21 protein-coding genes and 1 tRNA gene are annotated in these 26,046 nt (G+C 59.7%); 19 read left to right on the top strand and 3 right to left on the bottom strand.

Annotated features, from left to right (window positions below; all coding sequences use genetic code 11):
- Positions 1-14: 14 nt before the first annotated feature.
- Both C9383_RS05260 and C9383_RS05250 read left to right on the top strand, forming a co-directional pair.
- Positions 15-9,236: a two-partner secretion domain-containing protein gene (locus C9383_RS05260; protein WP_090367623.1), complete on the top strand. Its 9,222-nt coding sequence runs from the start codon at positions 15-17 to the stop codon at positions 9,234-9,236.
- A complete protein-coding gene (locus tag C9383_RS05250) occupies positions 9,236-9,694 on the top strand; it encodes a DUF6392 family protein (RefSeq protein ID WP_090367621.1) in 459 nt (152 codons plus the stop codon). Before C9383_RS05260 ends, C9383_RS05250 begins: the two co-directional genes overlap by 1 nt.
- Positions 9,695-10,575: 881 nt before the next feature.
- Here C9383_RS05250 and C9383_RS05240 read toward each other — a convergent pair.
- Positions 10,576-10,833: a hypothetical protein gene (locus C9383_RS05240; RefSeq protein ID WP_090367620.1), complete on the bottom strand. Its 258-nt coding sequence runs from the start codon at positions 10,831-10,833 to the stop codon at positions 10,576-10,578.
- Positions 10,834-11,332: 499 nt separating this feature from the next.
- Here C9383_RS05240 and C9383_RS05235 point away from each other — a divergent pair, with 499 nt between their 5' ends.
- The 7 genes from C9383_RS05235 (at position 11,333) to C9383_RS05205 (ending at position 16,860) form a co-directional block, all read left to right on the top strand.
- Positions 11,333-11,884 carry a hypothetical protein gene (locus tag C9383_RS05235; protein ID WP_090367617.1) on the top strand — a complete coding sequence of 184 codons (552 nt, stop codon included), beginning with the start codon at positions 11,333-11,335 and terminating at the stop codon, positions 11,882-11,884.
- Between the two features lie 43 nt (positions 11,885-11,927).
- On the top strand, positions 11,928-12,620 hold the full coding sequence (locus C9383_RS05230) for a hypothetical protein (protein WP_090367615.1): 693 nt from the start codon (positions 11,928-11,930) through the stop codon (positions 12,618-12,620).
- Positions 12,621-12,728: 108 nt separating this feature from the next.
- Positions 12,729-14,369 (top strand): vWA domain-containing protein, encoded by a 1,641-nt coding sequence (locus C9383_RS05225; protein WP_090367613.1) that lies wholly within the window; start codon positions 12,729-12,731, stop codon positions 14,367-14,369.
- A 241-nt stretch (positions 14,370-14,610) separates the two neighbouring features.
- The gene (locus C9383_RS05220; protein ID WP_090367611.1) at positions 14,611-15,183 is read left to right on the top strand and encodes an RNA polymerase sigma factor; all 573 of its coding nucleotides are present in this window, start codon (positions 14,611-14,613) and stop codon (positions 15,181-15,183) included.
- On the top strand, positions 15,180-15,746 hold the full coding sequence (locus tag C9383_RS05215; RefSeq protein ID WP_090367609.1) for a hypothetical protein: 567 nt from the start codon (positions 15,180-15,182) through the stop codon (positions 15,744-15,746). The genes C9383_RS05220 and C9383_RS05215 overlap by 4 nt, the downstream gene beginning before the upstream one ends.
- A 152-nt stretch (positions 15,747-15,898) precedes the next feature.
- Positions 15,899-16,099: a SidA/IucD/PvdA family monooxygenase gene (locus C9383_RS05210; protein ID WP_107338854.1), complete on the top strand. Its 201-nt coding sequence runs from the start codon at positions 15,899-15,901 to the stop codon at positions 16,097-16,099.
- 137 nt (positions 16,100-16,236) lie between these two features.
- Positions 16,237-16,860, top strand: coding sequence for a LysE family translocator (locus C9383_RS05205; protein ID WP_090367607.1), 624 nt, complete (start codon positions 16,237-16,239; stop codon positions 16,858-16,860).
- Between the two features lie 128 nt (positions 16,861-16,988).
- Here C9383_RS05205 and C9383_RS05200 read toward each other — a convergent pair.
- Positions 16,989-17,065: transfer RNA gene (locus C9383_RS05200), tRNA-Arg, on the bottom strand.
- A 208-nt stretch (positions 17,066-17,273) separates the two neighbouring features.
- Here C9383_RS05200 and C9383_RS05195 point away from each other — a divergent pair.
- The 10 genes from C9383_RS05195 (at position 17,274) to gabT (ending at position 24,572) form a co-directional block, all read left to right on the top strand.
- The gene (locus tag C9383_RS05195; protein WP_090367604.1) at positions 17,274-17,990 is read left to right on the top strand and encodes a Crp/Fnr family transcriptional regulator; all 717 of its coding nucleotides are present in this window, start codon (positions 17,274-17,276) and stop codon (positions 17,988-17,990) included.
- 87 nt (positions 17,991-18,077) lie between these two features.
- A complete protein-coding gene (locus C9383_RS05190) occupies positions 18,078-18,620 on the top strand; it encodes an RNA polymerase sigma factor (protein WP_060755523.1) in 543 nt (180 codons plus the stop codon).
- Positions 18,621-18,714: 94 nt separating this feature from the next.
- The gene (locus C9383_RS05185) at positions 18,715-18,942 is read left to right on the top strand and encodes a RebB family R body protein (RefSeq protein ID WP_003187543.1); all 228 of its coding nucleotides are present in this window, start codon (positions 18,715-18,717) and stop codon (positions 18,940-18,942) included.
- A gap of 18 nt (positions 18,943-18,960) precedes the next feature.
- The gene (locus tag C9383_RS05180) at positions 18,961-19,533 is read left to right on the top strand and encodes a hypothetical protein (RefSeq protein ID WP_090367602.1); all 573 of its coding nucleotides are present in this window, start codon (positions 18,961-18,963) and stop codon (positions 19,531-19,533) included.
- An 81-nt stretch (positions 19,534-19,614) separates the two neighbouring features.
- Positions 19,615-20,241, top strand: a complete 627-nt coding sequence (locus C9383_RS05175) for a hypothetical protein (RefSeq protein ID WP_090367600.1) — start codon at positions 19,615-19,617, stop codon at positions 20,239-20,241.
- 40 nt (positions 20,242-20,281) lie between these two features.
- Positions 20,282-20,614: a hypothetical protein gene (locus C9383_RS05170; RefSeq protein ID WP_090367598.1), complete on the top strand. Its 333-nt coding sequence runs from the start codon at positions 20,282-20,284 to the stop codon at positions 20,612-20,614.
- A gap of 82 nt (positions 20,615-20,696) precedes the next feature.
- Positions 20,697-21,011, top strand: a complete 315-nt coding sequence (locus C9383_RS05165; protein WP_060755527.1) for a RebB family R body protein — start codon at positions 20,697-20,699, stop codon at positions 21,009-21,011.
- Between the two features lie 50 nt (positions 21,012-21,061).
- Positions 21,062-21,376, top strand: a complete 315-nt coding sequence (locus tag C9383_RS05160) for a RebB family R body protein (protein ID WP_090367596.1) — start codon at positions 21,062-21,064, stop codon at positions 21,374-21,376.
- 296 nt (positions 21,377-21,672) lie between these two features.
- Positions 21,673-23,115, top strand: coding sequence for an NADP-dependent succinate-semialdehyde dehydrogenase (gene gabD / locus C9383_RS05155; RefSeq protein WP_090367594.1), 1,443 nt, complete (start codon positions 21,673-21,675; stop codon positions 23,113-23,115).
- Between the two features lie 179 nt (positions 23,116-23,294).
- Positions 23,295-24,572, top strand: coding sequence for a 4-aminobutyrate--2-oxoglutarate transaminase (gabT, locus tag C9383_RS05150; RefSeq protein WP_090367592.1), 1,278 nt, complete (start codon positions 23,295-23,297; stop codon positions 24,570-24,572).
- Positions 24,573-24,903: 331 nt separating this feature from the next.
- Here the strand turns inward: gabT and C9383_RS05145 are convergent, their stop codons facing one another.
- Positions 24,904-25,905: a sensor domain-containing diguanylate cyclase gene (locus C9383_RS05145; protein WP_090367590.1), complete on the bottom strand. Its 1,002-nt coding sequence runs from the start codon at positions 25,903-25,905 to the stop codon at positions 24,904-24,906.
- Between the last annotated feature and the right edge of the window lie 141 nt (positions 25,906-26,046).

The raw sequence follows: 26,046 nt of genomic DNA, 5'->3' as shown, positions 1-26,046 counted from the left end.
TCGAGAATTTGACAATGGATGTTCGCCACTTTGCCTTTCTGGCCCGCCAACCTTCCGCTGCCCTGAAACGCCGGGATTCGTTCTTCGGCCTGCCCAAGCGCGGCCTGGCGTTGATCCTGGCCAACGCGCTGTTCTGGCAGCCGCTGCTGGCCCAGGCCGAAGGCATCGTGGTCAGTACGCCGGGGACTACGGTTGGCCAGGCGGGCAATGGCGTACCGGTGGTGAACATCGCCACGCCTAACGGCGCAGGCTTGTCCCATAACCAGTTCAAGGACTACAACGTCGGCCCCAACGGCGTGATTCTCAACAACGCCAATGGTGCCATGACCAACACCCAGTTGGGCGGAATCATTGTCGGCAACCCGAACCTCAAGGGCGGCGCGGCGAACGTCATCCTCAACGAAGTCAACGGCGGCAGCCCGAGCCAGTTGCGCGGCTACACCGAAGTGGCGGGGCAGTCGGCCAAAGTCATCGTCGCCAACCCCTATGGCGTCACCTGCAGCGGCTGCGGCTTTATCAACACCCCGAATGTCACGCTGACCACCGGTAAACCGGTGATCGACGCAAACGGCCAACTGCAGCGTTACCAAGTCGACGGCGGCGCCGTGACCATCGATGGCCAAGGCTTGAACGCCAGCAACGTCGACCGCTTCGAGATCATCACCCGTTCGGCCAAGATCAACGCACAAATCAACGCCCGCGAGCTGGCCGTGGTTGCCGGGCGCAACGATGTCGACGCCCAAAGCCTGAAAGCCACCGCACGTGCCGACGACGGCAGCGCCAAACCCGAGCTGGCGATTGACTCCTCGGCCCTGGGCGGCATGTATGCCGGCGCGATCAAACTGGTGGGCACCGAAGCCGGTGTGGGCGTGAAGCTCGACGGCACCCTGGCGGCCAGTGGCGGCGATATTCAGCTCGATGCCAATGGGCGCCTGAGCATGGCGCAGGCGGCGGCCACCGGCAACGTCAAGGTCACCGCGCAGACTGTCGACCTCACCGACAAGGTCTACGCCAACGGCAACGTGCAGGTCTCCAGCGCCCAGGCACTGGTCAACCGCAAGAGCATCGCCGCCGGCCAGCGCATCGAAATCAACGCGGCCAGCGTCACCAACCCCGGCATCATCGAAGCCGGTGTCGCCGCCGACAACAGCCGCAACGCCACCGGCGATCTGGTGGTCAACGCACAAACCGTCACCACCAGCGGCAACCTGCTGGCCAGCCGGGCGCTGGCGATCACTGCCGCGCAAGCGCTGACCAACCAGGGCGCGATCATCCAGGCCAAGACCGTCGACGTCAGCAGCGCCACACTCACCAACCAGGGTGCCGGCGCACGCCTGTTCGGCGAGCAGAGCCTGGCGCTCAACTCGCCGGCCATCGTCAACCTCGGCGGGTTGATTCGCTTCGGTGAAGGCCAGGCCGCCACGCTCAACAGCGCATCCCTGGATAACCGCCAAGGCCGTATCGAAATGGCCGGCGGCAGCCTGGTGCTGACCAGTGCCGACCTGAACAACAGCGGCGGGCAAGTCATCGCCAACGACTTGACCGTCAACGCCGGCAACCTGAACAACCAGAATGGCGTGCTGGTGGCCAAAACCACCACCGTCAAGGCCAACGCCCTCGACAACAGCCTCAAGGGTTTGATCCAGGCAGACGGCGGCGCGCTCAACCTGAACGTCACCAACGCCTTCAATAACAACCAGGGTTTTGCCCAGGCCAGCACCGACCTCAACGTCACCGCCGGCAGCCTCAGCAGCAACGCAGGCGGCGTACTGAGCGCCGACACCGGCAAACTCACCCTCACTGCCGCGCAACAGCTCAGCAATGCCCAGGGTCGCCTGCAGGCCGGGCAGGGCGATATTGAATTGCACGCGGCAAACCTGGATAACCAGAGCGGTGTGATCGTCGGCAAACAACTGCTGCTCGACGTGGCCGGTGGCGACATCGACAACCGCGCCGGACGCGTGTTGGGCGACCACCTCGACGTGCGCGCCTCCGGCCTCGACAACCGCAACGCCGGCCTGCTGGCCGGTGGCGCCCAAGGCGTCAGCCTGCTGCTCAAAGGCCCGGGCCAATTGCTCAACGCCCAAGGCCGTATCCAGAGCGAAGGCCTGCTGCAATTGCAAGGCGAGCGCTTCGACAACAGCGCCGGCATCCTGCTGGGCCAGACCGTTGACGTGACCGCGCAGACCCTCAACAACAGCACCAAAGGCGCGCTGGTCAGCGATGGCGGCGACGTGGTGCTCAAGGTCAGCGACCTGCTCACCAACGTGGGCGGCCAGATCGACGCGGGCGAACGCAGCGTGCTGGTCAAGCAACTCACCACCCTCAACAACGCCGGCGGCACCCTGCGCGGCAAGCGCCTGGACATCGCCGCACAGCAGATGAACAACGACAACGGCCAACTGCTGGCCGGTGCCGGAGGCGTGAGCTACAGCGGCCAGGACCTGAGCAACCGCAAGGGCCTGATCCTCAGCAGCGGCGCCCCCACCGTACTGAGCACCACCCGCCTGCAAAACCAGGGCGGCACCGTGCAGGGCGACAGCCTGAGCGTCACCGCCAACACTGCCGATAACAGCAGCGGCGGCCTGATGGCGAGCCTGGTCGGCAATCTGCAACTGACCGTCGAAGCCCTCACCAATCGTGGCGGCAAGCTGTTCGGCAAAGAACAAGTGACCGTCAGCGGCGCCACTCTCGACAACAGCGCCAATGGCCAGCTCAGCGGCAACCAGATCAGCCTGACCTCACGTGACACCCTCACCAACCAGGGCGGCCTGATCGAAGCCAACCAGGGCCTGACCTTCACTGGCGGCAACCTGGATAACAGCGCCAACGGGCAACTGCGTGCGCTGGGCGGCGTCAGCAGCAGTGTCAACCTCAGCGGTGCGTTGAACAACCAGAACGGCACCCTCGAATTCGGCAGCCAGGGCTTCAGCCTTGACGCAGCCAGCTTCAACAACCAGAACGGGATGCTGCAACACGCCGGCACCGGCCTGTTCCACCTCAACACCGCGAGCCTCTCCGGCAGCCAGGGCAATATTCAGGGCATGGGCAGCGCCGACTGGGCATTCGGTAAAGTCGATGGCCTGGGCCGTGTGCAACTCAACGAAGTACTCACCTACAAGAGCGACCAAGCACTGGCCCTCAAGGCCGGCGATCGCATGGCCAGCGCCAAGGGCTTGATCCTCAATGTGGCGAGCCTGGACAACGGCGGTGAACTGCTCAGCGACGGCGACCTGAGCATCACCACCGGCGATATCACCAACAGCGGCCGCGTATCGGCCCTGCAAACACTCACCGTCGCAGCCAACAACCTCAGTCAGAACGGCGGCCGCCTGGCGGCCACCAATGCGCGCCTGAGCCTGGGCGGCACCCTGGACAACCTCGGCTTCCTCACCGCCCGCCAGCAACTGGATATCGCCGCTGCGCAAATCAACAACCGTGGCACCCTCGGTGCCCAGGGCGCGGTGAACCTCACCGCAGTCAATGGCATCACCAATGCCGCCAACACGCTGCTGTTCAGCGGCGGCGACATGACCTTGCGCGGCAATAGTTTCAGCAACCTTTACGGCGACATCTACAGCAAGGGCAACCTGACATTTGCCGCCGTCAATGGCGGGCGCGCAGCCGGTTTCAGCAACCTTTCGGGCACCGTGGAAAGTGAAGGCAATATCGGCATCAGCGCCGCCTACATGGAAAACGCCAAGGCTGAATTCGAACTGGGGCAGACCCTGACCGGCGGCCGTGTGGAGTGGATTTGTGGCCAACATTGCGGCGGTCACGACTCGTTCAAGCGCGGTCAAATCAATATCTACCAGACCTACCTTGAATCGGCGATCAAGGACTCGGCAGCCGCCCGTTTGGTGTCTGGCAAAGACCTGGTCATTCAGGGCGACAACGTTCAGAACCGCTACAGTCTGCTGGCCGCCAACGGCAATCTGAGCATCACTGCCAATGATCTGCTCAACCAGGGCGCCGGCACCCGTACCGGCCAGAACACCATCACCATCGGTACGCCGAGCAGGATCAACACCGGCGAATGGGACCAGATGGAGTTCCACGATATTCCGGCATTCAATGCCGCCGTTGCTGCGGGCAACTTTGACGTGGCACGTTTCGAAGCGCTCAAGGCGCGTTCCTCCGACGGCCGCTTTGTCGAGCAAAGCAACGTCACTACCTGGACCAACAACGGCGGCCCCGGCTACGACGCCACCCTGCAAGCCGGCGGCAGCGTCAACCTCAACGTCGCCCGCACTTTGCAAAACGGCACGCTGCATAACAACACCCTGGCCCAGTTGACCGGCACCCTCGGCGACGACCAGACGGGTATCCCCGTCGGCGGTATCAACATCAACCTGAGTAAGCACGCCAACGACGCCAGCGCCCAGGCACCCGGCACGGTATTGCCGGTTGTCGGTGCCGCCCCCGGCGGCGGCTTCGTGCCCGTGGATTACACCGGCACCGCGTTCGCGGCGGTCGACCCCACCACTTCGCCCAACTTCCAACTGCCCAAGGGCGAGTACGGCCTGTTCGTCAAGAGCGCCGACCCTACCAGCCACTACCTGATCGAGACCAACCCCGAGTTCACCTCGGCGTCCGGTTTCTTCAGCTCCGACTACATGCTCGGCAAACTCGGCTACAACGCTGACAACGCCTGGCGCCGACTGGGTGATGGCCAATACGAAACCCGCCTGATCCGCGACGCCGTCCTCGCACAAACCGGCCAACGCTTCCTCGCCGGCGGCCTGGCCAGCGACGCCGACCAGTTCCGCTACTTGATGGACAACGGCCTCGCCAGCAAAGACGCCCTGCGCCTGAGCCTCGGCGTGTCTCTGACCAGCCAGCAAGTCGGTGCCCTGACCCACGACATCGTGTGGATGGAAAACCGCGTGGTCGACGGCCAGACCGTCCTCGTGCCCGTGCTGTACCTGGCCCAGGCCGACTCACGCAACGTGCGCGGCAACAGCCTGATCCAGGGCCGCGACCTCAACCTGGTCACCGGCGGCGACCTGATCAACGTCGGCACCCTGCGCGCCAGCAACAACCTCTCCGCCGTCAGCAGCGGCAGCATTTACACGGGCGGCCTGGTCGAGGCCGGCAACAACCTCAGCCTGCTGGCCCAGGACAGCATCCGCAACGCCATGGCCGGCGAAATACGCGGCAAACAAGTCAGCCTCACGGCGCTCAAAGGCGACGTCACCAACGACAACACCGCCATCCAGGTGCGTGACGGCGCCGGTATGCGCACCCTCACCGACACCAGCGCCGGCACCATCGTCGCCCGCGAAAACCTCGCCATCGATGCCGGCCGCGACCTCACCAACCGAGGCGCACTGGTTGCAGGCAACGACGCCAACCTCACCGCCGGCCGTGACCTCAACCTAGTCGCCGCCAGCGACACCCGCGTGAAGCACGCATTCAGCGACGGCGGGCATAAATCCAGCATCGCCACCGACGTCAAAAATCTCGCCGCCAGCGTCACGGCGGGCGGCAACCTGAATATGCAGGCCGGGCAAGACGTCAACATCATCGGCAGTACCGCCACCGCCGGCAAAGACCTCAACATCGTCGCCGGCCGCGACTTCAACGTCGCGTCGGTCAGCGACATGCATAACGTCGAAGGCAAGGAAAAGGACGGCAAAAAACGCATCAAGACCTCGGACGACCAGACCACTCAAGTAGCGAGCGTACTGACGGCGGGTGGCGATTTTGTCAGCCAGGCTGGGCGTGACACCACGATCGTGGCGAGCAGGATCAGCGCGGGGAATGAGGCTTATCTGTATAGCGGGGATAAGTTGAGTTTGTTGGCGGCGCAGGACAGCACGCATACGTTGTATGACATGAAAGAGAACGGCGGCTGGGGCGCGAAAAAAGCCAAGCGCGATGAAGTCACCCACACCACCAACGTCGGTACCGAAATCAAAACCGTAGGTAACCTGACGCTGGTCAGCAATGGCGACCAGCGTTACCAAGTCGCAAAGCTCAATAGCGGTAACGACCTGATTCTGAAAAGCGGCGGCGCCGTGGCGTTTGAAGGTGTGAAGGACTATCACGACGAGAGCCATACCAAGAGCAAGAGCAACATGGCTTGGTTCTCGATGAAGGGCAAAGGCAAAACCGATGAGACCTTGCGTCAGAGCGAACTGGTTGCCAAGGGGCAGACTGTCATCGAAGCCGTTAACGGTCTGAAGATTGACGTTAAACAAGTCGACCAGCAAACCGTCAGCCAGACCATCGACACCATGGTCAAGGCCGACCCGCAATTGGCCTGGCTCAAGGACGCCGAGAAACGCGGCGACGTGGATTGGCGCCAGATAAAAGAGCTGCATGACTCCTTTAAGTACAGCAACTCTGGTATGGGCCAGGGTGCCATGTTGGCGGTCATCATTATCGTCACCATTGTCACGGCAGGTGGTGCGAGTGCGCTGGTGGGCGCAGGAGCATCGGCCGGTTCAACCATGGCCGCCGGCACTGCTGCGGTTGCGGCGACCAGTACTTCGGCGGCGGTTGCAGCCACGAGTGCCGGGCTAGGTAACATGATGGCCACCGCCGCACTGACCTCTCTAGCCAGTACCGGTGCCGTGAGTACAATTAACAACAAAGGCAACATCGGCATTGCGCTCAAGGACACCTTCAGCAGCAGCAGTCTGAAAAACGCCGCCATCGCTGGGCTGGCAACCGGGGCGTTGAACTACGCAGACAGTAATTGGTTCAAGGGCGCAAGCCCGGCCGACGGAGCGGGCGCGAAAGTCACAACGGCAGGGCCGGTGCAGAACCCGGGCTATTCCAGTGATTGGCTCAGTTGGCCGAAAGCGCAGGATGCAGTCCTACGCGGTGGCACCCATGCCGTCATCGAAAGTGGCATTTCCACTGCCATCAACGGCGGCAGTCTGAAGGACAATCTAGGCTCCGCCTTGGTGTCGCAAGGTTTCGACCTTGCCGCTGCTGCCGGCAACAAGGGCCTTGGTAATCTGGCGAACGACCTTAATCTGAGCCCCGGCTCAGCGGAGAAGGTCTTGATGCACGCCATCCTGGGCGGCGCACTTTCAGCTGCTCGAGGTGGTGACTTCAAGACCGGCGCCATTGCCGCTGGTGCGGCTGAAGGGCTGACAGCAATTGCGACCGAGAACTTGGGTAAATACCTGGATGATCGTTTTGCGAAGGATGATCAATTCAAAGTCGCAACCGCGCAAATCATCGGTATTGCGGCCGGGTCTCTGGTAAACGGCAATCCGAATGACGCCGCTTGGGTGGCGGGCAATGTTGAGCGCTACAACGAGCAACTGCACCCACGAGCCGCAGACCTGATCAAAGAACAAGCGCCAAAAATGGCAGCGGACCTGAATATCAGCCAGGAAGAGGCCTCACGGCGCATGGCGGTTGCGCTGGCGTATTACACCGATGAAGGCTGGAGCAAATCAATCCCGGCAGATGATGTAAGCAATATTGATACAGCGACCATGCAGCACTTAGGTATCGCTTTGGCACCCATTGCGGATAACTACGCCCGAACCGACGCGTCCACAGACGGAAACCAGCGTGGGTACAGTGGCAACGAGACGGCGGCGTTGATTCTCGATTTCAAGGACACCCGCCCATCTGCCTACAAAGACAGCACTAGAAATGTCGACTACCTGGGCGACCCTGAAGGGCACAACAGCCAAGGGACAGTGGATTTCTATCAGTCCAACTTGAACTACAGCGATAAGCCGACGGACTACTTGGAAAGCTTCAAAGGCGGGGTGGCTGGTATCGGTCGCAGTGCCTGGGGGCTAGTTGCTTCCACTGCCAAGCTCGGTGGTGAGCTTTTAGGCGGAAACGCACTGGGCGTCGCCAACGATTTCCTGGGACCGGTCGCAGATCCGTCTCTAGACCCGGTTGGTCAAATGACTACCCGGCAAACGGGTAGGGCACTCGTTTCGAAGTTTCAAGGCAACAGCTATGAATCAGCTGCGCAAGTTTCAGAGTTAGTCACTGACGCTGCAACCATGGCCGCCCCAGGTTCTTCTGCAGCCAGATTTGGGCAAATTTCCAAGGCTAGCGAAGCCTCAGCATTTATCAGGGCCGACGGAGCTCTAGCGGCGAGAAGTGAAGCCGCTGCGGGGCTGACGACTCGATTGGCGGATGACATCCCAACCTATGGTCTGAGCCCCAATAGCTTTGACACTACTTTACAGTTTGAGCGCTCAGGCGCTCGTACACCGACCACATCCATCAGCGCCTATCAACCGACTGCCCTTACTGGTGATTTAGGCAGCTACGTTAGAGCCGATGACTTACTTGCTGCCAGAAGCAATGAAGTCGTGCTGACGAAATACAAAGAGCCTTGCTGCTTCGCGGCAGGTACTAAAGTCTCAACTCCGAACGGCGACCGCGCCATTGAATCACTTCGGGTCGGGGACGTGGTCTGGAGCAAGCCGGAAAGGGGCGGCAAACCTTTCGCCGCGAAGATTCTGGCGACCCATCAGCGCTCCGACCAACCGATTTACCGCCTTAAACTGAAAAGCGTTAGGGCAGACGGTGAAGCTAAGGGCGAAACCCTGTTAGTCACGCCGGGTCACCCGTTCTATGTTCCGGCTAAACGCGACTTTATTTCTGTCATCGATCTGAAACCGGGCGATCTGCTGCAGTCCCTGGCGGATGGCGAGACGAACAACACCTCGTCTGAGGTGGAGTCGCTGGAGCTTTACTTGCCAGTGGGCGAGACCTTCAACCTAACGGTAGACGTGGGACACACGTTCTACGTTGGGGATTTGAAAACGTGGGTGCACAATACCGGGCCGTGTGCGTTGCCGTCGGATTACTTCGGTTTAAAAGGATCCGTGCCTTCGAAAACGGCGGTTCAAGAACTTGAGGTCGACGCCTATAAAAACCTTAAGGCAAGAGAGGTTGTTGGAGATGGTCTAGAACACGACCATATCCCTTCATTTGCTGCGTTGCGCACAGCAAAGGAAGCAGAGTTGGGCCGCCCCCTTACTGAGTTGGAGACAAAGACTCTCTACCAAAACTCTACTGCTGTAGAGGTTCCACGAGATGTACATATTGCAGGTCCGACGTATGGCGGGAAAAATACTCCTGCTCAGATTCAGCAAGATGCTGCAGATCTGTGCGGTGCAGTTTGTCGTGACACAGAAGCTTTGCGGGAAAATCTGAACAGTAGAGGTTATGATTCGAAGTTAGTAGATGAAACTGTTCAAAAAATAGTGGAAAGAAATCGCAAGACGGGGGTTATTAAATAATGAACACTTGGTCAGATTTTGTTCGGGCTCTTGGTCAAAATGAAAGCGGGGAAATAGTCACCGACTTATGTCGAAGAGTCGGAGAATTGCCAGCCGTTTCGGAAACCCCGGATAACTATAATGACCCGGAAGGTAAGACAAGATTTTATAAGTTTATTAAATCTGGCATAGAGATTGGGTTTCGTTCGGAAAAATTAAGTCACATTCATTTTTTTGTGCAACCTCATGAAGGTTATTCGGCATATAAGGAAGATGCGCTTGGTCGTATAGCTCAAGCATGGCGTGTTGAAGATGTTATTGCAGAGCTAGGCTCGCCTAGCAAAGAGGCGCCAGGTAGAGTGGATATGTTAATCGGCTATGTACAGCAGTGGCTGAAATATGAGTTTAATACGTACGCTCTACGCATGGAATTTTCGAAAGATGGACGCTTGTGGAAAGCGACGCTAATGTCAAATTAATTGCTTTACGTGTAGTAATGGATTAGATAGTTGTGTGATTTTTAGATGGTTCAAAAGGTGCCGGTTCTAGTGGTTTCAGTGGCGGTAAACCATCTATTGATCCAAAGGAATAGGGGTCAGACCACGGTTTTATGTTTTTTGAGGTCAGAAGAATTGCTCTTTTAAAATGTATTTTGTTTTTCGTAATTATTCGATTTTGTTGGCCTGGTGATGGGCGGCTAAGCTGTAAGCTCTTATATAATTAGAGAAGAATAGTGGTCTGCCCCCTATTTCCTCCTGCTACCCTAAAGGCTAACTCTGGGTTGCCGAAAAAATCATTTAGTCCAAGGAGATAGCTTGGTATGGATTCTAAATTAATCTCACTCCGTAAAGAGCTGGCGAAAATGACTTCTGATCAGGCGGCAGCTTGGATATTGAGCCGGTACCCTCTTTCTTCAGATAATTGGGGTTAGGCTTTATTGCTTCTTCCTCATAGATCTTGGAAAAGACCAGAGCAGAAACGTTTAGCGGACTATTATTTCAAGAAGATTCCGTTCTCTAGCGCTAGAGGGTATGAAGTGTTCGCGTCAATCATGTCAATTAAGTTAATGGTTGCATGTATTAACGATGCATTGCCCAAAGATCCTAGCAGGATGGAGTTATTGTTTTATCATCTTATCCCTGTGCTTAAGCGTTTTGCGAAGAATGATGCAGATCGAAAAATTATTGAAGTTTTTCTTTCGGCTTCTTCGATAGTTCCGTCAAAAGATACTTGATAGATAAAAATAAGGGTGGGACCACGGTTTTACTTTTTTTGAAGGTCAGCAGAGTTGCTCTTTTAAATGCCTTTCCATCCGCGCACAAAGCCAAAGCGGGCGACACTGCGGCCGCCCGATTTTCACTCATGGCGGATCAGCATTAAGCCTACGACTGATGACATCCAGCAAATCACACCCGTCGCGTAGCGGAATGGCCAGCAAGTGGGCGAAGTCTGAAAGTACTACGGCATCGCTGCTGAGTTGTTCTCGGAAGGCCAGGTTTTCCAGCAATTGGGTGACAGCCCGAATGCGGTGCACGGCGGCGTCGTGAAGGATGTCGAGGGGTGCCTGGGTGTCGATCATTAGAGCTGGGACGGTGCAATCGTGGCCGGTTAGGGGCATGTATCGATTCATGGGTACAACCTCGGTCAGTATGTGAGGCTGTCACCTGTCGTCGCCAAACGATTGGGTGACAGCTGTACGCAGGTTGGCGAACCGGGACCGAGTTCCGGCAGACCCGAAGGTCTCCCGCGCACAGCCGCCATGAAAGCAGCGATGCGGGTACGAAAACTCCTGCAAGCAAGCAGAAAGCTTTCGCATACGGTCAACGGATCGCCAAACCCGATCGCCCTGTTGGGCGACGGCCGGACTATAAGCCCCTCACCCAAACCCGCGCAAGCCTTGCGCTCGGCGCTTCCCGGCATCATCTTTATTTTGTGAAATAAGGAGTCGACCAAGTTTTTTTCGCATGGCTGTCTGAGCCCTATTTTTCTTTGGTGGTGGCCTTGTGATATTATTAGGTTGGCGGGTCGTTGCTGGCTTTTAAGCCTGAACCTAAACCCATCATCTGCATGGACAACGCGCCGTTTCGAATGAAATAGGCTGCGATAGGGAGTATTCAATGCGTTTTGCTGTATGGGTTTTGCTGGGCATAGCACTGTCACTTACCGGCTGTAACACCACTCCTTACGATAGAGCGACGGTTTACTACGACCGCGCGCAGTACCCTTCCGATCTGGTCAAAAGCTTTCCGGATATCAGCGACCCGATTATTCAACATGGCCGTTGCTCACTGATCATCACTACGCCCAACTCGAATACAGGCACTTACTACTTCTGCACTTTTGCGCTGACGTCCAATGATTTGTTCGTGATGGGCTGGAACGGCAAAACCATGAAGTATGAAGAACTGGCGAACGTAAAATTGTCGGCCCTCAAAAAGATCTCTATCTGGTCCTTCTTCCGTGCCCGGCAATTGCAGTTGACGGAAGGCCAGCGGCTGCTGGGCCTGAGCGTAACGATTGATGATGGCGGGTACGACGATGCAGCTGGGACCGAGCGGTTGTTCGAAACCCTGAAAAGCAAAGGAATCACGGTGGTAAAGAGTGAAGGCCAGATTAGTCCGCCGCCTGCACCTGCGCCGATGTTTATTCCGATCATCATTCCAAAATAAACCGATGCAGCCGCCTCTACAGCGCAAATATTCAAGGACTGATATGAAACACCTCTTGCTCATATTGCTCACCGCTTTCATCCTCGGCGGCTGCGTCAGCCATCCCATGACTCCCGAAGACCGCGCGCAGATCAAGACCGTGAAAGTCCTGCCCGTGAAGTGGGAAAAGAACATGGTGTATTTCGGTCGTGAACAAGCCTGGGGCGCGGCGTTGGGCGCCGGGCTTGGCGCGGGTGTTGGCATGGCCAGTGGGGCGTCCAAGGTGGGCACTGCCGCATTGAGCGGCGCCGGGTTTGCGGCGGGTATGAAGCTTGGGCAACTGGCCGAGATGCCGACACCGGTGGCAATCCTGACGGTGATGGATGCCGAAAAAATCGATTTAGGTGTATTGCTCAAGCAAGGCTTTATCGATGCGTTGGGCAAGACTTCTACCCTCAAGGTCGTAGGCGACGATGAGCCTGCCGATGCACAGATCCAGCTGACCGTGGCCGAGTGGGGCTTTCGCCTCACCCAGGGTTTCAGCAGCGTGATTTACCCCACCCTCAACGTGGTGGCGCAGATGGATCGCGGTGACAAGATGATCTGGCGCACCAGTGAGGCGATCACCCCGTTCAATGGTCAGAATGTCTATGGCTACACCCCGCTGACCTACCGCACCGACCCTGAAGCCGTGCGCCGGGCGTTGACCGGCATCACCCGGATATCCGGCGAGTACCTGGTCAAAGAGCTTAAGTAGTTTTTTGTTCGAGACACGCTGTTGTGCCAGCGCATGCGGATTAACCCGAACCCTTATTAACTTGCGTCTGACCTTGTGAACGGATCATTCACTCACGAGGTTCAGCCCATGTCCCATCCTCTGCTCTTCTTGCGTCCTACCGCCCAAGGTTTTGCCGTTACCATGCTGGTAGCGCTGGCCGGCTGTGGGGGCCCGTCGTCCACCCAAGTGGCCACGCCGGATGAGTCGGCGCCCATTTCCGAGTTGCAAAGCGTGGCGCCCCAAGGGGCTTTGGCGAAAGCCGCGATAACGCCCGCACCGATGACTGCGCGCTTGCAGATGCCGGAATCAGCGGCGGTGGACTATCGCAGCGAACCCCGCGAGCAATACGAAAACCTGCCGCAGAACCCGGTGCATCGCGTCGCCGAAACCCCGGTCTCCACCTTCAGCGTGGATGTCGATACCGGCAGCTACGCCAACGTACGACGCTTCCTCAACCAAGGCCGCCTGCCGCCCGAAGGCGCCGTGCGACTGGAGGAAATGCTCAATTACTTCCCTTACAGCTACGCACTGCCCACCGACGGCTCGCCCTTTGGTGTGACCACCGAAGTCGCCGCCACGCCGTGGAACCCGCATACCCAGCTGCTGCGCATTGGCATCAAGGCGTCCGATAAAGCCGTAGCGGAACTGGCGCCCGCCAACCTGGTGTTCCTGGTGGATGTGTCCGGCTCCATGGACCGCCGCGAAGGCTTGCCGTTGGTGAAAAGCACGCTGAAATTGCTGGTGGATCAGTTGCGCGAGCAGGACCGCGTGTCGCTAGTGGTCTACGCCGGTGAATCCCGCGTGGTGCTCCAACCGACGTCGGGCCGTGACAAGGTGAAGATCCGCAACGCCATCGACCAGCTCACCGCCGGCGGCTCCACGGCCGGTGCCTCCGGTATTGAAATGGCCTACCAGATGGCCCGCGAAGGTTTTATCGACAAGGGCATCAACCGCATCCTGCTGGCCACCGACGGCGACTTCAACGTGGGCGTCAGCGACTTCGACAGCCTCAAGCAAATGGCGGTCGAGCAGCGCAAAAGCGGCGTATCCCTCACCACCCTCGGCTTCGGTGTAGACAACTACAACGAACACCTGATGGAGCAACTGGCCGACGCGGGCGACGGTAACTACGCCTACATCGACAACCTGCGCGAAGCGCGCAAAGTGTTGGTCGAGCAACTCAGCTCGACCCTGGCCGTGGTGGCACGGGATGTGAAATTGCAGGTGGAATTCAACCCCGCCCAGGTCAGCGAATACCGCCTGCTGGGCTATGAAAACCGCACCCTCAAGCGTGAGGATTTCAACAACGACAAGGTCGATGCCGGTGAAATTGGCGCAGGGCACACGGTGACCGCGCTGTACGAAATCGTCCCCAGGGGCGAGAAGGGCTGGCTGGAGCCGTTGCGATACGCCGCTGCGCCTGCGGCCGACGGTCAGTCCGCCGAGCTGGCGATGTTACGGGTGCGCTACAAGCCTGCTGCGGGCGGCAACAGCCAGTTGATCGAACGCCCTATCGCCAACCAGCCCACCCCGGCCAGCGACGACCTGCGCTTCTCGGCTGCCGTGGCCGCTTTCGCCCAACAGCTCAAGGGCGATGGCCGCTACACTGGCAGCATGAGTTTGCAGGACACCGCCAAACTGGCCCGCTCGGCTCGCGGCGATGACCCTTTCGGCCTGCGCAATGAGTTCGTGCAACTGGTGGAGTTGGCCCAGAACCTCAAACCCTGATCTCGACCCCGTCCAAATCTGGGCGGCATGCCCTAACCTGTAGTGAGCGGGCTTGCCCCGCGCTGGGTGGCGCAGCCGCCCCAACAGGGACGCCGCGGTATTTCAGAAGGACCGAGGTGCCTGGGTTTGGGGCGGCTGCGCCACCCGGCGCGGGGCAAGCCCGCTCACTACAGATGATGTGTTCTGCAACTGGCCTACCGTTAGATCAGCTTCGACCGACAGAAAGGAGTTCGCCCACCCCATGGCCGTTCCACACGACTCACCCAGCGACGAATCGCTGCTGGCCCGTTACCGCGCCGGTGATGCCGCCGCCTTTGAAGGGCTCTATGCGCGGCACCGCCAGGGCCTGTACCGGTTCCTCGTGTCCCTGAGCAACAAGGCTGAACTGGCCGAAGAAATCTATCAGGACACCTGGCTCAGCCTGATCCGCAGCACCACCCAACCCCAGGGCCGGGCAAGTTTTCGTACGTGGTTGTTTCAGATCGCCCGTAACCGCCTGATCGACCATTGGCGCAAGCACGGCATCCACAACCCGTTGCACGACAGTTACGATGAACAGCTGCACGCCCAGGCCGACGACAGCGCCGGCCCCGAGCAGCAACTGAGCCTGAGCCGCGACCAGGCGCGCCTCGACGCCGCGTTGCAAGACCTGCCCGAAGACCAGCGCGAAGTCTTCCTGCTGCGCCTGCACGGCGACCTTGAAGTGCCGCAAATTGCCGCCCTCACCGGCGCCCCGCTGGAAACCGTAAAAAGCCGCCTGCGTTACGCCCAGCAGAAACTGCGCCGCCTGCTGGCCGAGGAGATACCTGTATGACCGACTCCCGACAGACCCCGGATTCCGACGACCTGCTGATCCAGCATGTGCGTCAACACAGCATTGGCGAGCCGCCTGCGTCGCTGGATGCCTTCATCCTGGCCACCGCGCGCCGCGAGGTGCCGGCGCCCAAGCTCAGCCTGTGGCAGCGCTGGAGCCGTGCCTGCCGTCAGCCGCGTTGGCAAATGGCGTTCGCCACGGTTGCCGGCGTGGCATTGATGCTCGGCGTGGTGATGCGTACCACCGAGCTCGACCTAGATACACAGGGGCCACAGGGCCCACAGGGGCGCCTGGCGGCGCCGGCGGCGCTGTCTGCGCCTGCGCCTATGAGTGCACCGCCCCAGGCCGAGTCTTACAGTGCCCCGCAGCGCAGTGAGGCGTTGCCCCAAGGCAAACTGGCCAAACGAACCGCGCCGCAGCCGCTGGAGCAGGGGCTGCTGGAAGTATTGCGCTTGCGTGCGGCAGGGGACGAAGCGGCTGCGACGGCAAAACTGGCCGAGTTGAAGCAACGCTTTCCCTCGCAAGATATCGAGGAGCAGCTAAAGGCGTTGCAGCCTCGATGAGCCTGTGGCGATGGCATCTTCCGCTGCCATCGCCAGCCTCTGGGCAACGGGTCATAAGCATATGAATTTATAATTAGTCGCGGCGCTTACAATTGCTGCTAGTTTAATCAGCGAAAGACGTCGTTGTGCTTGCCAGCCCCCAATTACCTTGAGTGTGTTCATGCCATGCCCTGACTGCGCAATGCATCGGCGTGGTCGGCTCCAACCAGAACACGGTGGAAGTTGCGCTCGACCTGATCGCCAGGCTTCCAGACAAGGACATCTATTCGTTGCACCGCAGCTTCAGCATCCGTCCCAAGGGCACCAGCCCGTTCAGCGATAAGGTGTATTTCCCTGAGTTCATCGGCCGATGAGGGTGAGATCAACGCGCTGTCTGTGCGCATTCATGAAGAAAAACTGCAGGGGAAACAGCGCATACACATTCTCAACGATGTTGCCATCGAGCAGGTGTCCATAGGCGCCTCCCGGCTGCTGCTTACAAGGAGTTCTCATGTTTACAGCGGCATTGATCTACATCCTGGCGGTGATCAGCCCCGGCCCCAACTTCATCATCGTCAGCCGGTTTTCGTCGCTGGGGTCCGTCTCCACCGGCATCGGCGCAACCTTGGGCATCTGTACCGTCGGCGTGTTCTTCTCGACCGTTTCCCTGCTCGGCCTGGCGGCGTTGCTGCATCGGTATCCGGCGTTTTCCAAAGTGGCCACGCTGTGCGGTTCGGCGTACCTGCTGTACATCGCCTACAGCATCATCAAAAGTGTGCTGGCGAAAAACACCGGCACCGCCGACAGCCCGGTGCCGGGGGTGACCCGTTTTGCCAAGGCTTATCGGGTGGGCGTTATCACCAACATCAGCAATATGAAAACCATCGCCTTCATGATCAGTATCTATGCAGGCTTTCTCTCTTCACCGCGTTCGGACCTGGATAAAGTCCTGGTCGTCATGCTGTGTTCGAGCCTGGAAATCATCTGGTACTCACTGGTGGCGCTGCTGTTTGGCCAAGGCCCGATCAAGGCACTGTTCCTCAAGTACACGCGGCAGATCGACGTCGGGCTGGCGGTCTTCCTCGTCGCGTTTTCACTGAACAACGCCATCCCTGTACTGATTGCCAGTCGATGAGGCTTTGTCATGCAGTGGAACGAAGTACTCAGGGACGTGGGGGCGCACTTCCAGGATTTTCGATGGGCGTGCTGAGCGCCCACAAAAAAGCCCCAGGTCTTTCGACCTGGGGCTTTTTCATGCATATCTGGTGCACCCGGCGGGATTCGAACCCACGACCCCTGCCTTCGGAGGGCAGTACTCTATCCAGCTGAGCTACGGATGCTTGTGCGGGCGACATCATACCCATGTCGGCCAGATGCGTCCATGCCGGTGTTTTCACTGGCGATCGTAGGCAGTCTCAGGGCCAAAAGCGGCTATTTGCCATTATCTTTCACAACTCCTCCTACCGTACGTCCCTTTGTTTGCTTTGCTCTTGTGGCTCCAGCACCGCTGTGGCGCCGCAATTCCCTCCCCCCTGGCCAGGTGAACGCATGCATTCCAAAGGAACCGTGATGCTCGATCTCCCGCTGAGACTGACCTTGCTCGCCCGCTCCGATTTATTCCGTGGGCTGCCGGAGCCGCTCTTGTGCTACGTCGCCACCCATATGGTGGAGCGCACGCTGGTTGATCGTGAGCTGCTTTATTTCAAGGATGACGCTCTCGAATTTATTGCGTTGGTGGTGGAGGGCCGGATCTATTCGGTGGTTCACGGGCCGGATGGGCGCGAGCAGATCATCGGCAGCATGGGCGCCGGGCAGGTCGTGGGCGAGACGGCGTTGATCAATGACCATGGTCGTGAGTCTTCGACCTTTGCCGGCGGCCCGACGCGCTTGCTGCAACTGGGGCGTCGACATTTTGCCCCGCTGTTTGAGGAACCGGTGTTTCTGCGGCGCCTGTTGATGCTGATGATGGTGCGCCTGCTGCATGCCATCGAACTACTCGAGTTGGTCTGCCTGCATCGGCTGGAGTCGCGGCTGGCGCGGTTCCTTTTGGCCAATATGGGTGAGATCGATCTGGCTCTGGCCATGCCCAGCGTGTCATTGCCCGCCAACCAAGGGGTGTTGGCGGCCATGCTCAATACCAGTCGCCCCAAGCTCAATGTGCAACTGCAATTGTGGCGCCGCAGTGGCCTGATCAGCGGCAGCCTGGAGCGGATGGTGATCAACGACCTGGAGCATTTGCGGCGCAAGGCATCTGCCTTGAATTAGCCCTCGCGGTGTTCCCCAGGTAACAGCGCGCGCCTGTTTGTGCCTCGCACACTGGCCCTTCATCAAGGATGCACAGGAGTGCTTGCGATGGGGATGACTGTTCCGTTCAAGGATCAATGGGTGGCGGATGACCGCTTGTTTGAAGCGAGTTGGCGCGCCGTCCAGGGCGAGTTGAAGCGGCGTGCGCTGCGGCGTGCCAAGGGTAACCGGGATCAGGGCCAGGAGTGGTTGTCGGCAACGGCGATCAAGGCCCTGCTGTTTTTTCGGCGTTCGCCCGAGCGTATTCGCGACCCTCAGGGGTTTCTGTTTCTCGTGCTCGACCATGTGTTTCTCGACAGCCTGCGGCGTGGCAAGCGTGAGGGGCAACTGTTCGATGACTCGGTCGATCTTGAGCACGATCACCTGGCCGCGCTCGCCGCCCCCTGCGCCTCGGTGCTGGAGTGGGTGGAGCGTTATGAGCGCCTGGAGCAAGTGACGGCGCATGTGGCGCGCTTGCCTGTCGCACAGCAGCGGTTGTTCGAGATGCGCTTTGTCGATGACCTGCCTTACCCCCAGATCGCCGCTGAACTGCAGGTCAAGCTGCCATTGGTGCGCAAGCGGGTGCAATTGCTGCGCAGCGCTTTGCGCTGAATACCGTTCACAGACATCGGCGTGAGGCGTTCTAGTTTAGGAGCGCGTCACGCCACCCCCACCCGATCGGGTGAATTCCATCAAGGAGAGATGTATGACAGAGGTCAATAGCCAGATCACCGACGCGGTGACCCAAACCAACGTCAAGGTGGTCGCGGAGGCGCCGGCGCAGGCCATTGCGTCGTTGTATCAGGTGGCTAGCAGTGCGGCAGGCTTGTCGTTGCAGAACGCCGTCAACAGCCAGCAGGCGATGAACCAGATTTCCAACGCGGTGATCTCCAAGGCCGTTGCGTTGATCATGCAGATTGGCGAGAAGGGTTAAACCCTGGGGAGACTTGCCATGTCATGGTTCAGCAAAAAGAAGCCCAGCCCGGCGCCTGAAACATCCGCCGCGCAACCTCCGGCGTCCGCCCCGGCAGCGCCACCCACGCGCTCGATCATGGCGCGCATGAACGAGCATTTGCTCAACCAGGCGAGCACGCCCTCATCTGACAGCACCGCCGCGCTCAACAGCCAGATCGTCCAGGCGGTGCAGTTCACCAATGCGCAGAATTTCGCCTATGCGCCGGCGCAGATCGCCGTGCCGGCCGACATGATGATCAGCCAGGCGGCGGGGTTGGTCGCGCAATCGGCGGCGGGCTATTTCGATGGGGTCAGCAAGATCGCCTTGGCGGCCCAGGCTGTGCTGTTGCAGCAAATGACCGAGAACATCGTCAAGGACAACCTGCCGGCCGCCGCCGAAGACGCCCTGGGCGCATTGGCCACCGACCTGCTGGTGGGCGCGGCCGCCGCCGTGGCTGCCGCAGCCGGTGCGATGGAGGCGGAGGCCGCCAGCGTGGCCATCGACAAGATCGACCAGAGCATCGCCAAGTACGCCGACACCTTGGCCAACCGGGCAGCGCCGGCGGCCTGACCGAGCACAGCGTTCCGGCGTTCTGCTGGAACGGTGCAACAGCAACTTGAAAGTAACTTTTCTTGAGTGAGGAGCGACATCATGGACGTTGGAGATCTTATTTTTTCGGTGAAGCAAGAAGACGACAGTACGACGCGGGCATTTATCAAGGCCGGTCAGTTGGTCAAAGCCAAAGTGTTCTCCCAGGACACGACGTATCTGAATGTGGTTCACCCGGCGATTGCGGTGAGCAAGACGATGGTGATCGAAAGCGTTGGCAGTGGCTTGGCCTTGACTGACGTGAGCCTGGAAAAACCACCTCGCACCGCCATGGTGTTTTCCTGCCGTGACACTGAACTGGGGTTTGCGGCGGCGGTAGCGGCCAAACAGTTCTACTTCGACAAGCTCGGTGGCGAAATTGACGGTCGCTACAGCATGTGGAACGCGATGCTTTCGGCGTTCAAGGCTTGGGAGTCCGACACTTCCCTGCAGGATCGAATCAATGAGTCGGTAGCCATTGGCAGCAGTTCCTTTTGCTCACAATTCGCGGCCAACGCTTATGAGGTGGGCAACCTCTACAACGCGGCTAACCTGGTGCCACCACCGCCTGCCATTTTCAATCGGCGGCCTTCGGCGATTACGCCCGCGGAACTTGCGACGTTCTGTGATGCGTCGCCGCGGTTCTACTTTGCGGGCTTCTGGGAAGACGGTCAGGAGGTGCGGCTTTAGCGGGCCTCCCGCCAGCCCTACATTGCCCAAGGAGATCGACATGGCCCACCCATCCATCCCCTCAGTGCTATCGAGCGATGACCGTCAACGGCTGGAAGCGATGCTGCGCAACCCGCAGATGTTCGCCGGAACGCCCCAAGCCATCGTCGACGAAACCCTCAAGCGCGCTACCCAAGTACTTGAGCAATCGAGAGTCAACGAACAGGCGATCCGCAAGGCCGCCGAGCAGAGTGAAGAGGCGGTACGCCAAGCGTTGAACAGCACGCCTGAGGACAGCGCCGGTCGGGCGCAGCTCAAGCGTGAAGTGAACGCTGAGATCCAGAAGTTGATCGCGCAGATCGAGGCCGCCCTGGCCAAGGCTGCCGGCTCCTGAAACCGCACACTTCACAGCGCCTGTTGCGCAACGTTCATTCATGAACACGGAATGCACCGTGTACTCAATAAGGAAGTTAATCATGGCATTTGTTAACGAACAAATTACCGACGCGGTCACCCAGACCAACGTCAAGGTCGTGGCCGAGTCGCCGGCGATGGCGATGAGCACCATTTATCAATCGATGGCGCAGGCCACGGCGATTCTGTTCCAGAACGCCGTGTCCGCGCAGCAGCAGCAAAACACCCTGGCCCAGGCTGCCACCAACCAGGGCGTGATGCAGATCTACAGCGTCGACACCACGGCGGGTGCGGCGGCTACCGAGAAAGTCGCCCAGGGCGGCGTGTCGGATAACCTCACCAGCCTGTTGACCGTGCTCAAGTCTTTCCAGTCTTAAGCACTGAGCGATAACGGATGTTGTTCTTTCTTAACAAAGGAGTTTCACCCATGAGTACTGTCAGCCCGCAAATCACCGATGCCGTTACCCAGACCAACGTCAAGGTCGTTGCCGAGGCACCGGCGATGGCCATGAGCACGATCTACCAATCGATGGGCCAGGCCACGGCGATCCTGTTCCAGAACTCGGTCTCGGCCCAGCAGCAGCAAAACACCCTGGCCCAGGCCGCCACCAACCAGGGCGTGATGCAGATCTACAGCGTCGACACCACCGCAGGCGCTGCCGCCACCGAGAAAGTCGCCCAGGGCGGCGTGGCCGACAACCTGACCAGCCTGTTGACCATCCTCAAATCGTTCCAGCCTTAAATCACAACCGCCCCAGGCACCCCCGTCGCCCAACAGGCGGCGGGGGTGTTGTCGTTTGCACGCTTGATCCGAAAGGTGCGGCAAATGCGCGGTTTTCGTTCTTTTTTTCGAACAGACTATTGCCCTGCCCCCCCATTGATCCTAGGATTCGTTTGAGATTTCAAACGCTCTGTCTCCCGTGCGCTTTCTGATCATCGTGCGCGCTGGGGCTGATTTCCCTGACGGCAGCCCACAAGGCGCCTTTCAACAACTCTAATTCGCTCCGCGTGCGCGCGGTGCTGTTAAGGAAAGCCGACATGCAGCTCAAAGATACCCAGTTGTTTCGCCAGCAAGCCTTTATCGATGGCGCTTGGGTCGATGCGGACAACGGTCAAACCATCAAGGTCAACAACCCGGCCACGGGCGAAATCCTCGGCACCGTGCCGAAGATGGGCGCTGCGGAAACCCGCCGCGCCATCGAAGCCGCCGACAAGGCCCTGCCGGCCTGGCGTGCGCTGACGGCCAAGGAGCGCGCCAACAAGCTGCGCCGTTGGTTCGAACTGCTGATCGAAAACCAGGACGACCTCGGCCGCCTGATGACCCTCGAACAAGGCAAGCCGCTGGCCGAAGCCAAGGGCGAAATCGCCTACGCCGCATCCTTTATCGAGTGGTTCGCCGAAGAAGCCAAGCGCATCTACGGTGACGTGATTCCCGGCCACCAGCCCGACAAGCGCCTGATCGTGATCAAGCAGCCGATCGGCGTGACCGCTGTGATCACCCCGTGGAACTTCCCGGCCGCCATGATCACCCGTAAAGCCGGCCCGGCCCTGGCCGCCGGCTGCACCATGGTGATCAAGCCCGCTTCGCAAACCCCGTTCTCGGCCCTGGCCCTGGTTGAGCTGGCGCACCGTGCCGGTATCCCCAAAGGCGTGCTGAGCGTGGTGACCGGCAGCGCCGGCGATATCGGCGGCGAGCTGACCAGCAACCCGATCGTGCGTAAATTGTCCTTCACCGGCTCCACCGAAATCGGTCGCCAGTTGATGGCCGAATGCGCCAAGGACATCAAGAAAGTCTCCCTGGAGCTGGGCGGCAACGCGCCGTTCATCGTGTTTGACGACGCCGACCTGGATAAGGCCGTCGAAGGCGCGATCATCTCCAAGTACCGCAACAACGGCCAGACCTGCGTCTGCGCCAACCGCTTGTACATCCAGGATTCGGTGTACGACGCGTTTGCGGAAAAACTCAAGGTGGCCGTGACCAAGCTCAAGATCGGCAACGGTCTCGAAGAGGGCACCACCACCGGTCCGCTGATTGACGAAAAAGCCGTGGCCAAGGTCCAGGAGCACATTGCCGATGCCCTCGGCAAAGGCGCCAAGCTGCTGGCCGGTGGCAAGGTGATGGAAGGCAACTTCTTCGAGCCGACCATCCTGGTCGATGTGCCGAAAGACGCCGCCGTCGCCAAGGAAGAGACCTTCGGCCCGCTGGCGCCGCTGTTCCGCTTCAAGGACGAAGCCGAAGTCATCGCCATGTCCAACGACACCGAGTTCGGCCTGGCCTCCTACTTCTATGCTCGCGACCTGGGCCGTGTGTTCCGTGTGGCCGAGGCCCTGGAGTACGGCATGGTGGGCGTCAACACCGGGTTGATCTCCAATGAAGTGGCACCGTTCGGCGGCATCAAGGCGTCGGGCCTGGGCCGTGAAGGGTCCAAGTACGGGATCGAGGATTACCTGGAAATCAAATACCTCTGCCTGGGCATCTGACCGGCAGGAGCATGCGGTAAACGCAGAGGGCACGAGAGCGCTGACCCTTTGCGTGTTTCACCCCGTTATTCGTAGTGGCCGGGAAAGCTGTGGCAGTCGATCATCGCATGCTGCCGTAGTTGCCTCCCGCCACGTATGCCTTGGACCACGCCACCCGATGAGTGGCGAATGAGGACTTTATGAGCAAGACCAACGCATCCCTGATGAAACGCCGCGAAGCCGCTGTACCCCGCGGTGTCGGCCAGATTCACCCGATCTTCGCCGAATCCGCGAAGAACGCCAGCGTGACCGACGTTGAAGGTCGCGAGTTTATCGACTTCGCTGGCGGTATCGCCGTGCTGAACACCGGCCACGTGCACCCGAAAATCATCGCGGCCGTGACCGAGCAACTGAACAAGCTGACCCACACCTGCTTCCAGGTTCTGGCCTACGAACCTTACGTAGAACTGTGCGAAAAGGTGAACGCCAAGGTGCCAGGTGATTTCGCCAAGAAAACCCTGCTGGTCACCACCGGTTCCGAAGCCGTCGAGAACGCCGTGAAAATCGCCCGTGCTGCCACCGGCCGTGCCGGAGTGATCGCGTTCACTGGCGCTTACCACGGCCGCACCATGATGACCCTGGGCCTGACCGGCAAAGTGGTGCCTTACTCGGCCGGTATGGGCCTGATGCCAGGCGGCATCTTCCGTGCGTTGTACCCCAATGAGCTGCACGGTGTGAGCATCGATGATTCGATCGCCAGCATCGAACGCATCTTCAAGAACGACGCCGAGCCCCGTGATATCGCGGCCATCATCATTGAGCCGGTGCAGGGCGAGGGCGGCTTCTATGTCGCGCCGAAAGCCTTCATGAAGCGCCTGCGCGAACTGTGCGACAAGCACGGCATCCTGCTGATCGCCGATGAAGTGCAAACCGGTGCTGGCCGTACGGGCACTTTCTTCGCCATGGAGCAGATGGGCGTCGCTGCCGACCTGACCACCTTCGCCAAATCCATCGCCGGCGGCTTCCCGCTGGCCGGTGTGTGCGGCAAGGCCGAATACATGGACGCCATCGCTCCAGGTGGCCTGGGCGGCACCTATGCCGGTAGCCCGATCGCTTGCGCCGCGGCCCTGGCCGTGATGGATGTGTTCGAAGAAGAGCACCTGCTGGACCGCTGCAAGGCCGTGGGCGAGCGCCTGGTGACTGGCCTGAAGGCGATTCAAGCCAAGTACCCGGTGATTGGCGACGTGCGTGCTCTGGGTGCGATGATTGCGGTCGAGCTGTTCGAAGATGGCGACAGCCACAAGCCGAACGCCGCCGCTGTGGCTTCCGTGGTGGCCAAGGCGCGTGACAAGGGCTTGATCCTGCTGTCCTGCGGTACCTACGGCAACGTGTTGCGCGTACTGGTGCCGCTGACCTCGCCGGACGAGCAGTTGGACAAAGGCTTGGCAATCATCGAAGAGTGCTTCTCCGAGCTGTAAGCGGACGCTGAACTGTTTGACGGAAAAAACCCGCTTCGGCGGGTTTTTTTACGCCGGTTACCTAACGGACGCCCGAGTTGAAATGTGGGAGGGGGGCTTGCCCTAATATCAGTCAGTTAAGGATTAACGCGGTCACTGTGGGAGGGGGCTTGCTCCCGATGGCGGTGTGTCAGTTACGGTTTCTGAACCTGACACACCGCCATCGGAAGCAAGCCCCCTCCCACAATTTATTCATCGTCCGCTTTATCGCTTAACTGACTGGCATTAGGGCTTGCCCCGATAGCGTCGTGTTAGCTAATCATCTGGTGCCTGGCACGCCCTCCGCCGGGCTTCAGCCCGCTACCACGCGGTTCTTGCCCTGGCGTTTGGCTTCGTACATCGCGGCGTCGGCCCGGGCAAACAGGCTGTCCAGGGTCGAGTCGTCTTCGCGCAGGCCGGCCAGGCCCTGGCTGATGGTCACGGTGAACTCACGGCCCTCATAGCTGAAACCCAACGCCTGGATTTCCTTGCCCAGCCGCTCGGCGACCTGCAATGCCATCTCGGGCGCACAACCGGGCAACACCGCGGCGAACTCTTCGCCGCCAATGCGTCCGAACAGATCGCCACGGCGCAATACCCCTCGACCGCTTTCGGCGATGCGCCGCAGTACCTGATCGCCCTCCAGATGGCCGTAGGAGTCGTTGATGTCCTTGAAATCGTCAATGTCCAGCAACAGGAAAGCCAGCGGGGTGCCTTGGGCACAGGCGCTGTCGAACGCCTGGTTGGCGCACTCGAAGAAGTGCCGGCGATTGCTGCTCTGGGTCAGCACGTCGGTGGTGGCCAAGCGATGCAGCTCAAGCTCCAGCTGCTTTTTTTCGGTGATGTCCTCGGCTATGCCGACCACGATCACCGGCTTGCCCGGCTCGACCTGTTGGTTGATATAGCACTTGTCGCTCAGCCAGCGGATGTGACCGTCGGCGGTGATGATGCGGTACTCGCGGTCTTCCACGGCGCCTTGTTCGAGCACGCGGGCCAGGCTTTGTTCGGCGTAGTCGAGGTCTTCGGGGTGGACGCTGTTGCGCCATTCACGGTGGTCGGCCAGCAGCAGGCTGGCGGAGCGACCAAATATCCGTTCATAGGCCGGGCTCACGTAAAGCACGCGGCGGGTTTCCCAATCGATGGACCACAGCACGGCATTCACGCTGACCAGCAGCGAGCTGAGCAGCTGTTCGCGCTCACTCAGCCGCTCGACCTCTCCTTGGGCATGCATCAACGCCAACAGGGTTGATGCCGCAGCCGGGCGGGGGTGTTCGGCCGTCGGGGTATTGGGTGCAAAGGGCTTTTCGTGAACCATCGGCACAACTCTCTCTGGGCACGCTGCCGGCATCGGGCAGCGGTCACTACAAGGGCCACCATGATGGCGAAGTGTTGATTGAGAGAGGGGATTTGCGGTGAAGTTCCATGATCCGGTTGACTAAGAAATGACGTCAGAAAC

This window comes from Pseudomonas palleroniana, from assembly GCF_003031675.1.
In the GTDB taxonomy this organism is placed as follows: domain Bacteria; phylum Pseudomonadota; class Gammaproteobacteria; order Pseudomonadales; family Pseudomonadaceae; genus Aquipseudomonas; species Aquipseudomonas palleroniana.
This window is presented reverse-complemented; position numbering and strand designations above follow the sequence as displayed.

What these genes read in the sequence shown, in the direction of transcription:
- C9383_RS05260 (WP_090367623.1), top strand. Translation starts at nt 15, where the DNA reads ATGGATGTTCGCCACTTTGCCTTTCTGGCCCGCCAACCTTCCGCTGCC.
- C9383_RS05250 (WP_090367621.1), top strand. Translation starts at nt 9,236, where the DNA reads ATGAACACTTGGTCAGATTTTGTTCGGGCTCTTGGTCAAAATGAAAGC.
- C9383_RS05240 (WP_090367620.1), bottom strand. Translation starts at nt 10,833, where the DNA reads ATGCCCCTAACCGGCCACGATTGCACCGTCCCAGCTCTAATGATCGAC.
- C9383_RS05235 (WP_090367617.1), top strand. Translation starts at nt 11,333, where the DNA reads ATGCGTTTTGCTGTATGGGTTTTGCTGGGCATAGCACTGTCACTTACC.
- C9383_RS05230 (WP_090367615.1), top strand. Translation starts at nt 11,928, where the DNA reads ATGAAACACCTCTTGCTCATATTGCTCACCGCTTTCATCCTCGGCGGC.
- C9383_RS05225 (WP_090367613.1), top strand. Translation starts at nt 12,729, where the DNA reads ATGTCCCATCCTCTGCTCTTCTTGCGTCCTACCGCCCAAGGTTTTGCC.
- C9383_RS05220 (WP_090367611.1), top strand. Translation starts at nt 14,611, where the DNA reads ATGGCCGTTCCACACGACTCACCCAGCGACGAATCGCTGCTGGCCCGT.
- C9383_RS05215 (WP_090367609.1), top strand. Translation starts at nt 15,180, where the DNA reads ATGACCGACTCCCGACAGACCCCGGATTCCGACGACCTGCTGATCCAG.
- C9383_RS05205 (WP_090367607.1), top strand. Translation starts at nt 16,237, where the DNA reads ATGTTTACAGCGGCATTGATCTACATCCTGGCGGTGATCAGCCCCGGC.
- C9383_RS05195 (WP_090367604.1), top strand. Translation starts at nt 17,274, where the DNA reads ATGCATTCCAAAGGAACCGTGATGCTCGATCTCCCGCTGAGACTGACC.
- C9383_RS05190 (WP_060755523.1), top strand. Translation starts at nt 18,078, where the DNA reads ATGGGGATGACTGTTCCGTTCAAGGATCAATGGGTGGCGGATGACCGC.
- C9383_RS05185 (WP_003187543.1), top strand. Translation starts at nt 18,715, where the DNA reads ATGACAGAGGTCAATAGCCAGATCACCGACGCGGTGACCCAAACCAAC.
- C9383_RS05180 (WP_090367602.1), top strand. Translation starts at nt 18,961, where the DNA reads ATGTCATGGTTCAGCAAAAAGAAGCCCAGCCCGGCGCCTGAAACATCC.
- C9383_RS05175 (WP_090367600.1), top strand. Translation starts at nt 19,615, where the DNA reads ATGGACGTTGGAGATCTTATTTTTTCGGTGAAGCAAGAAGACGACAGT.
- C9383_RS05170 (WP_090367598.1), top strand. Translation starts at nt 20,282, where the DNA reads ATGGCCCACCCATCCATCCCCTCAGTGCTATCGAGCGATGACCGTCAA.
- C9383_RS05165 (WP_060755527.1), top strand. Translation starts at nt 20,697, where the DNA reads ATGGCATTTGTTAACGAACAAATTACCGACGCGGTCACCCAGACCAAC.
- C9383_RS05160 (WP_090367596.1), top strand. Translation starts at nt 21,062, where the DNA reads ATGAGTACTGTCAGCCCGCAAATCACCGATGCCGTTACCCAGACCAAC.
- gabD (WP_090367594.1), top strand. Translation starts at nt 21,673, where the DNA reads ATGCAGCTCAAAGATACCCAGTTGTTTCGCCAGCAAGCCTTTATCGAT.
- gabT (WP_090367592.1), top strand. Translation starts at nt 23,295, where the DNA reads ATGAGCAAGACCAACGCATCCCTGATGAAACGCCGCGAAGCCGCTGTA.
- C9383_RS05145 (WP_090367590.1), bottom strand. Translation starts at nt 25,905, where the DNA reads ATGGTTCACGAAAAGCCCTTTGCACCCAATACCCCGACGGCCGAACAC.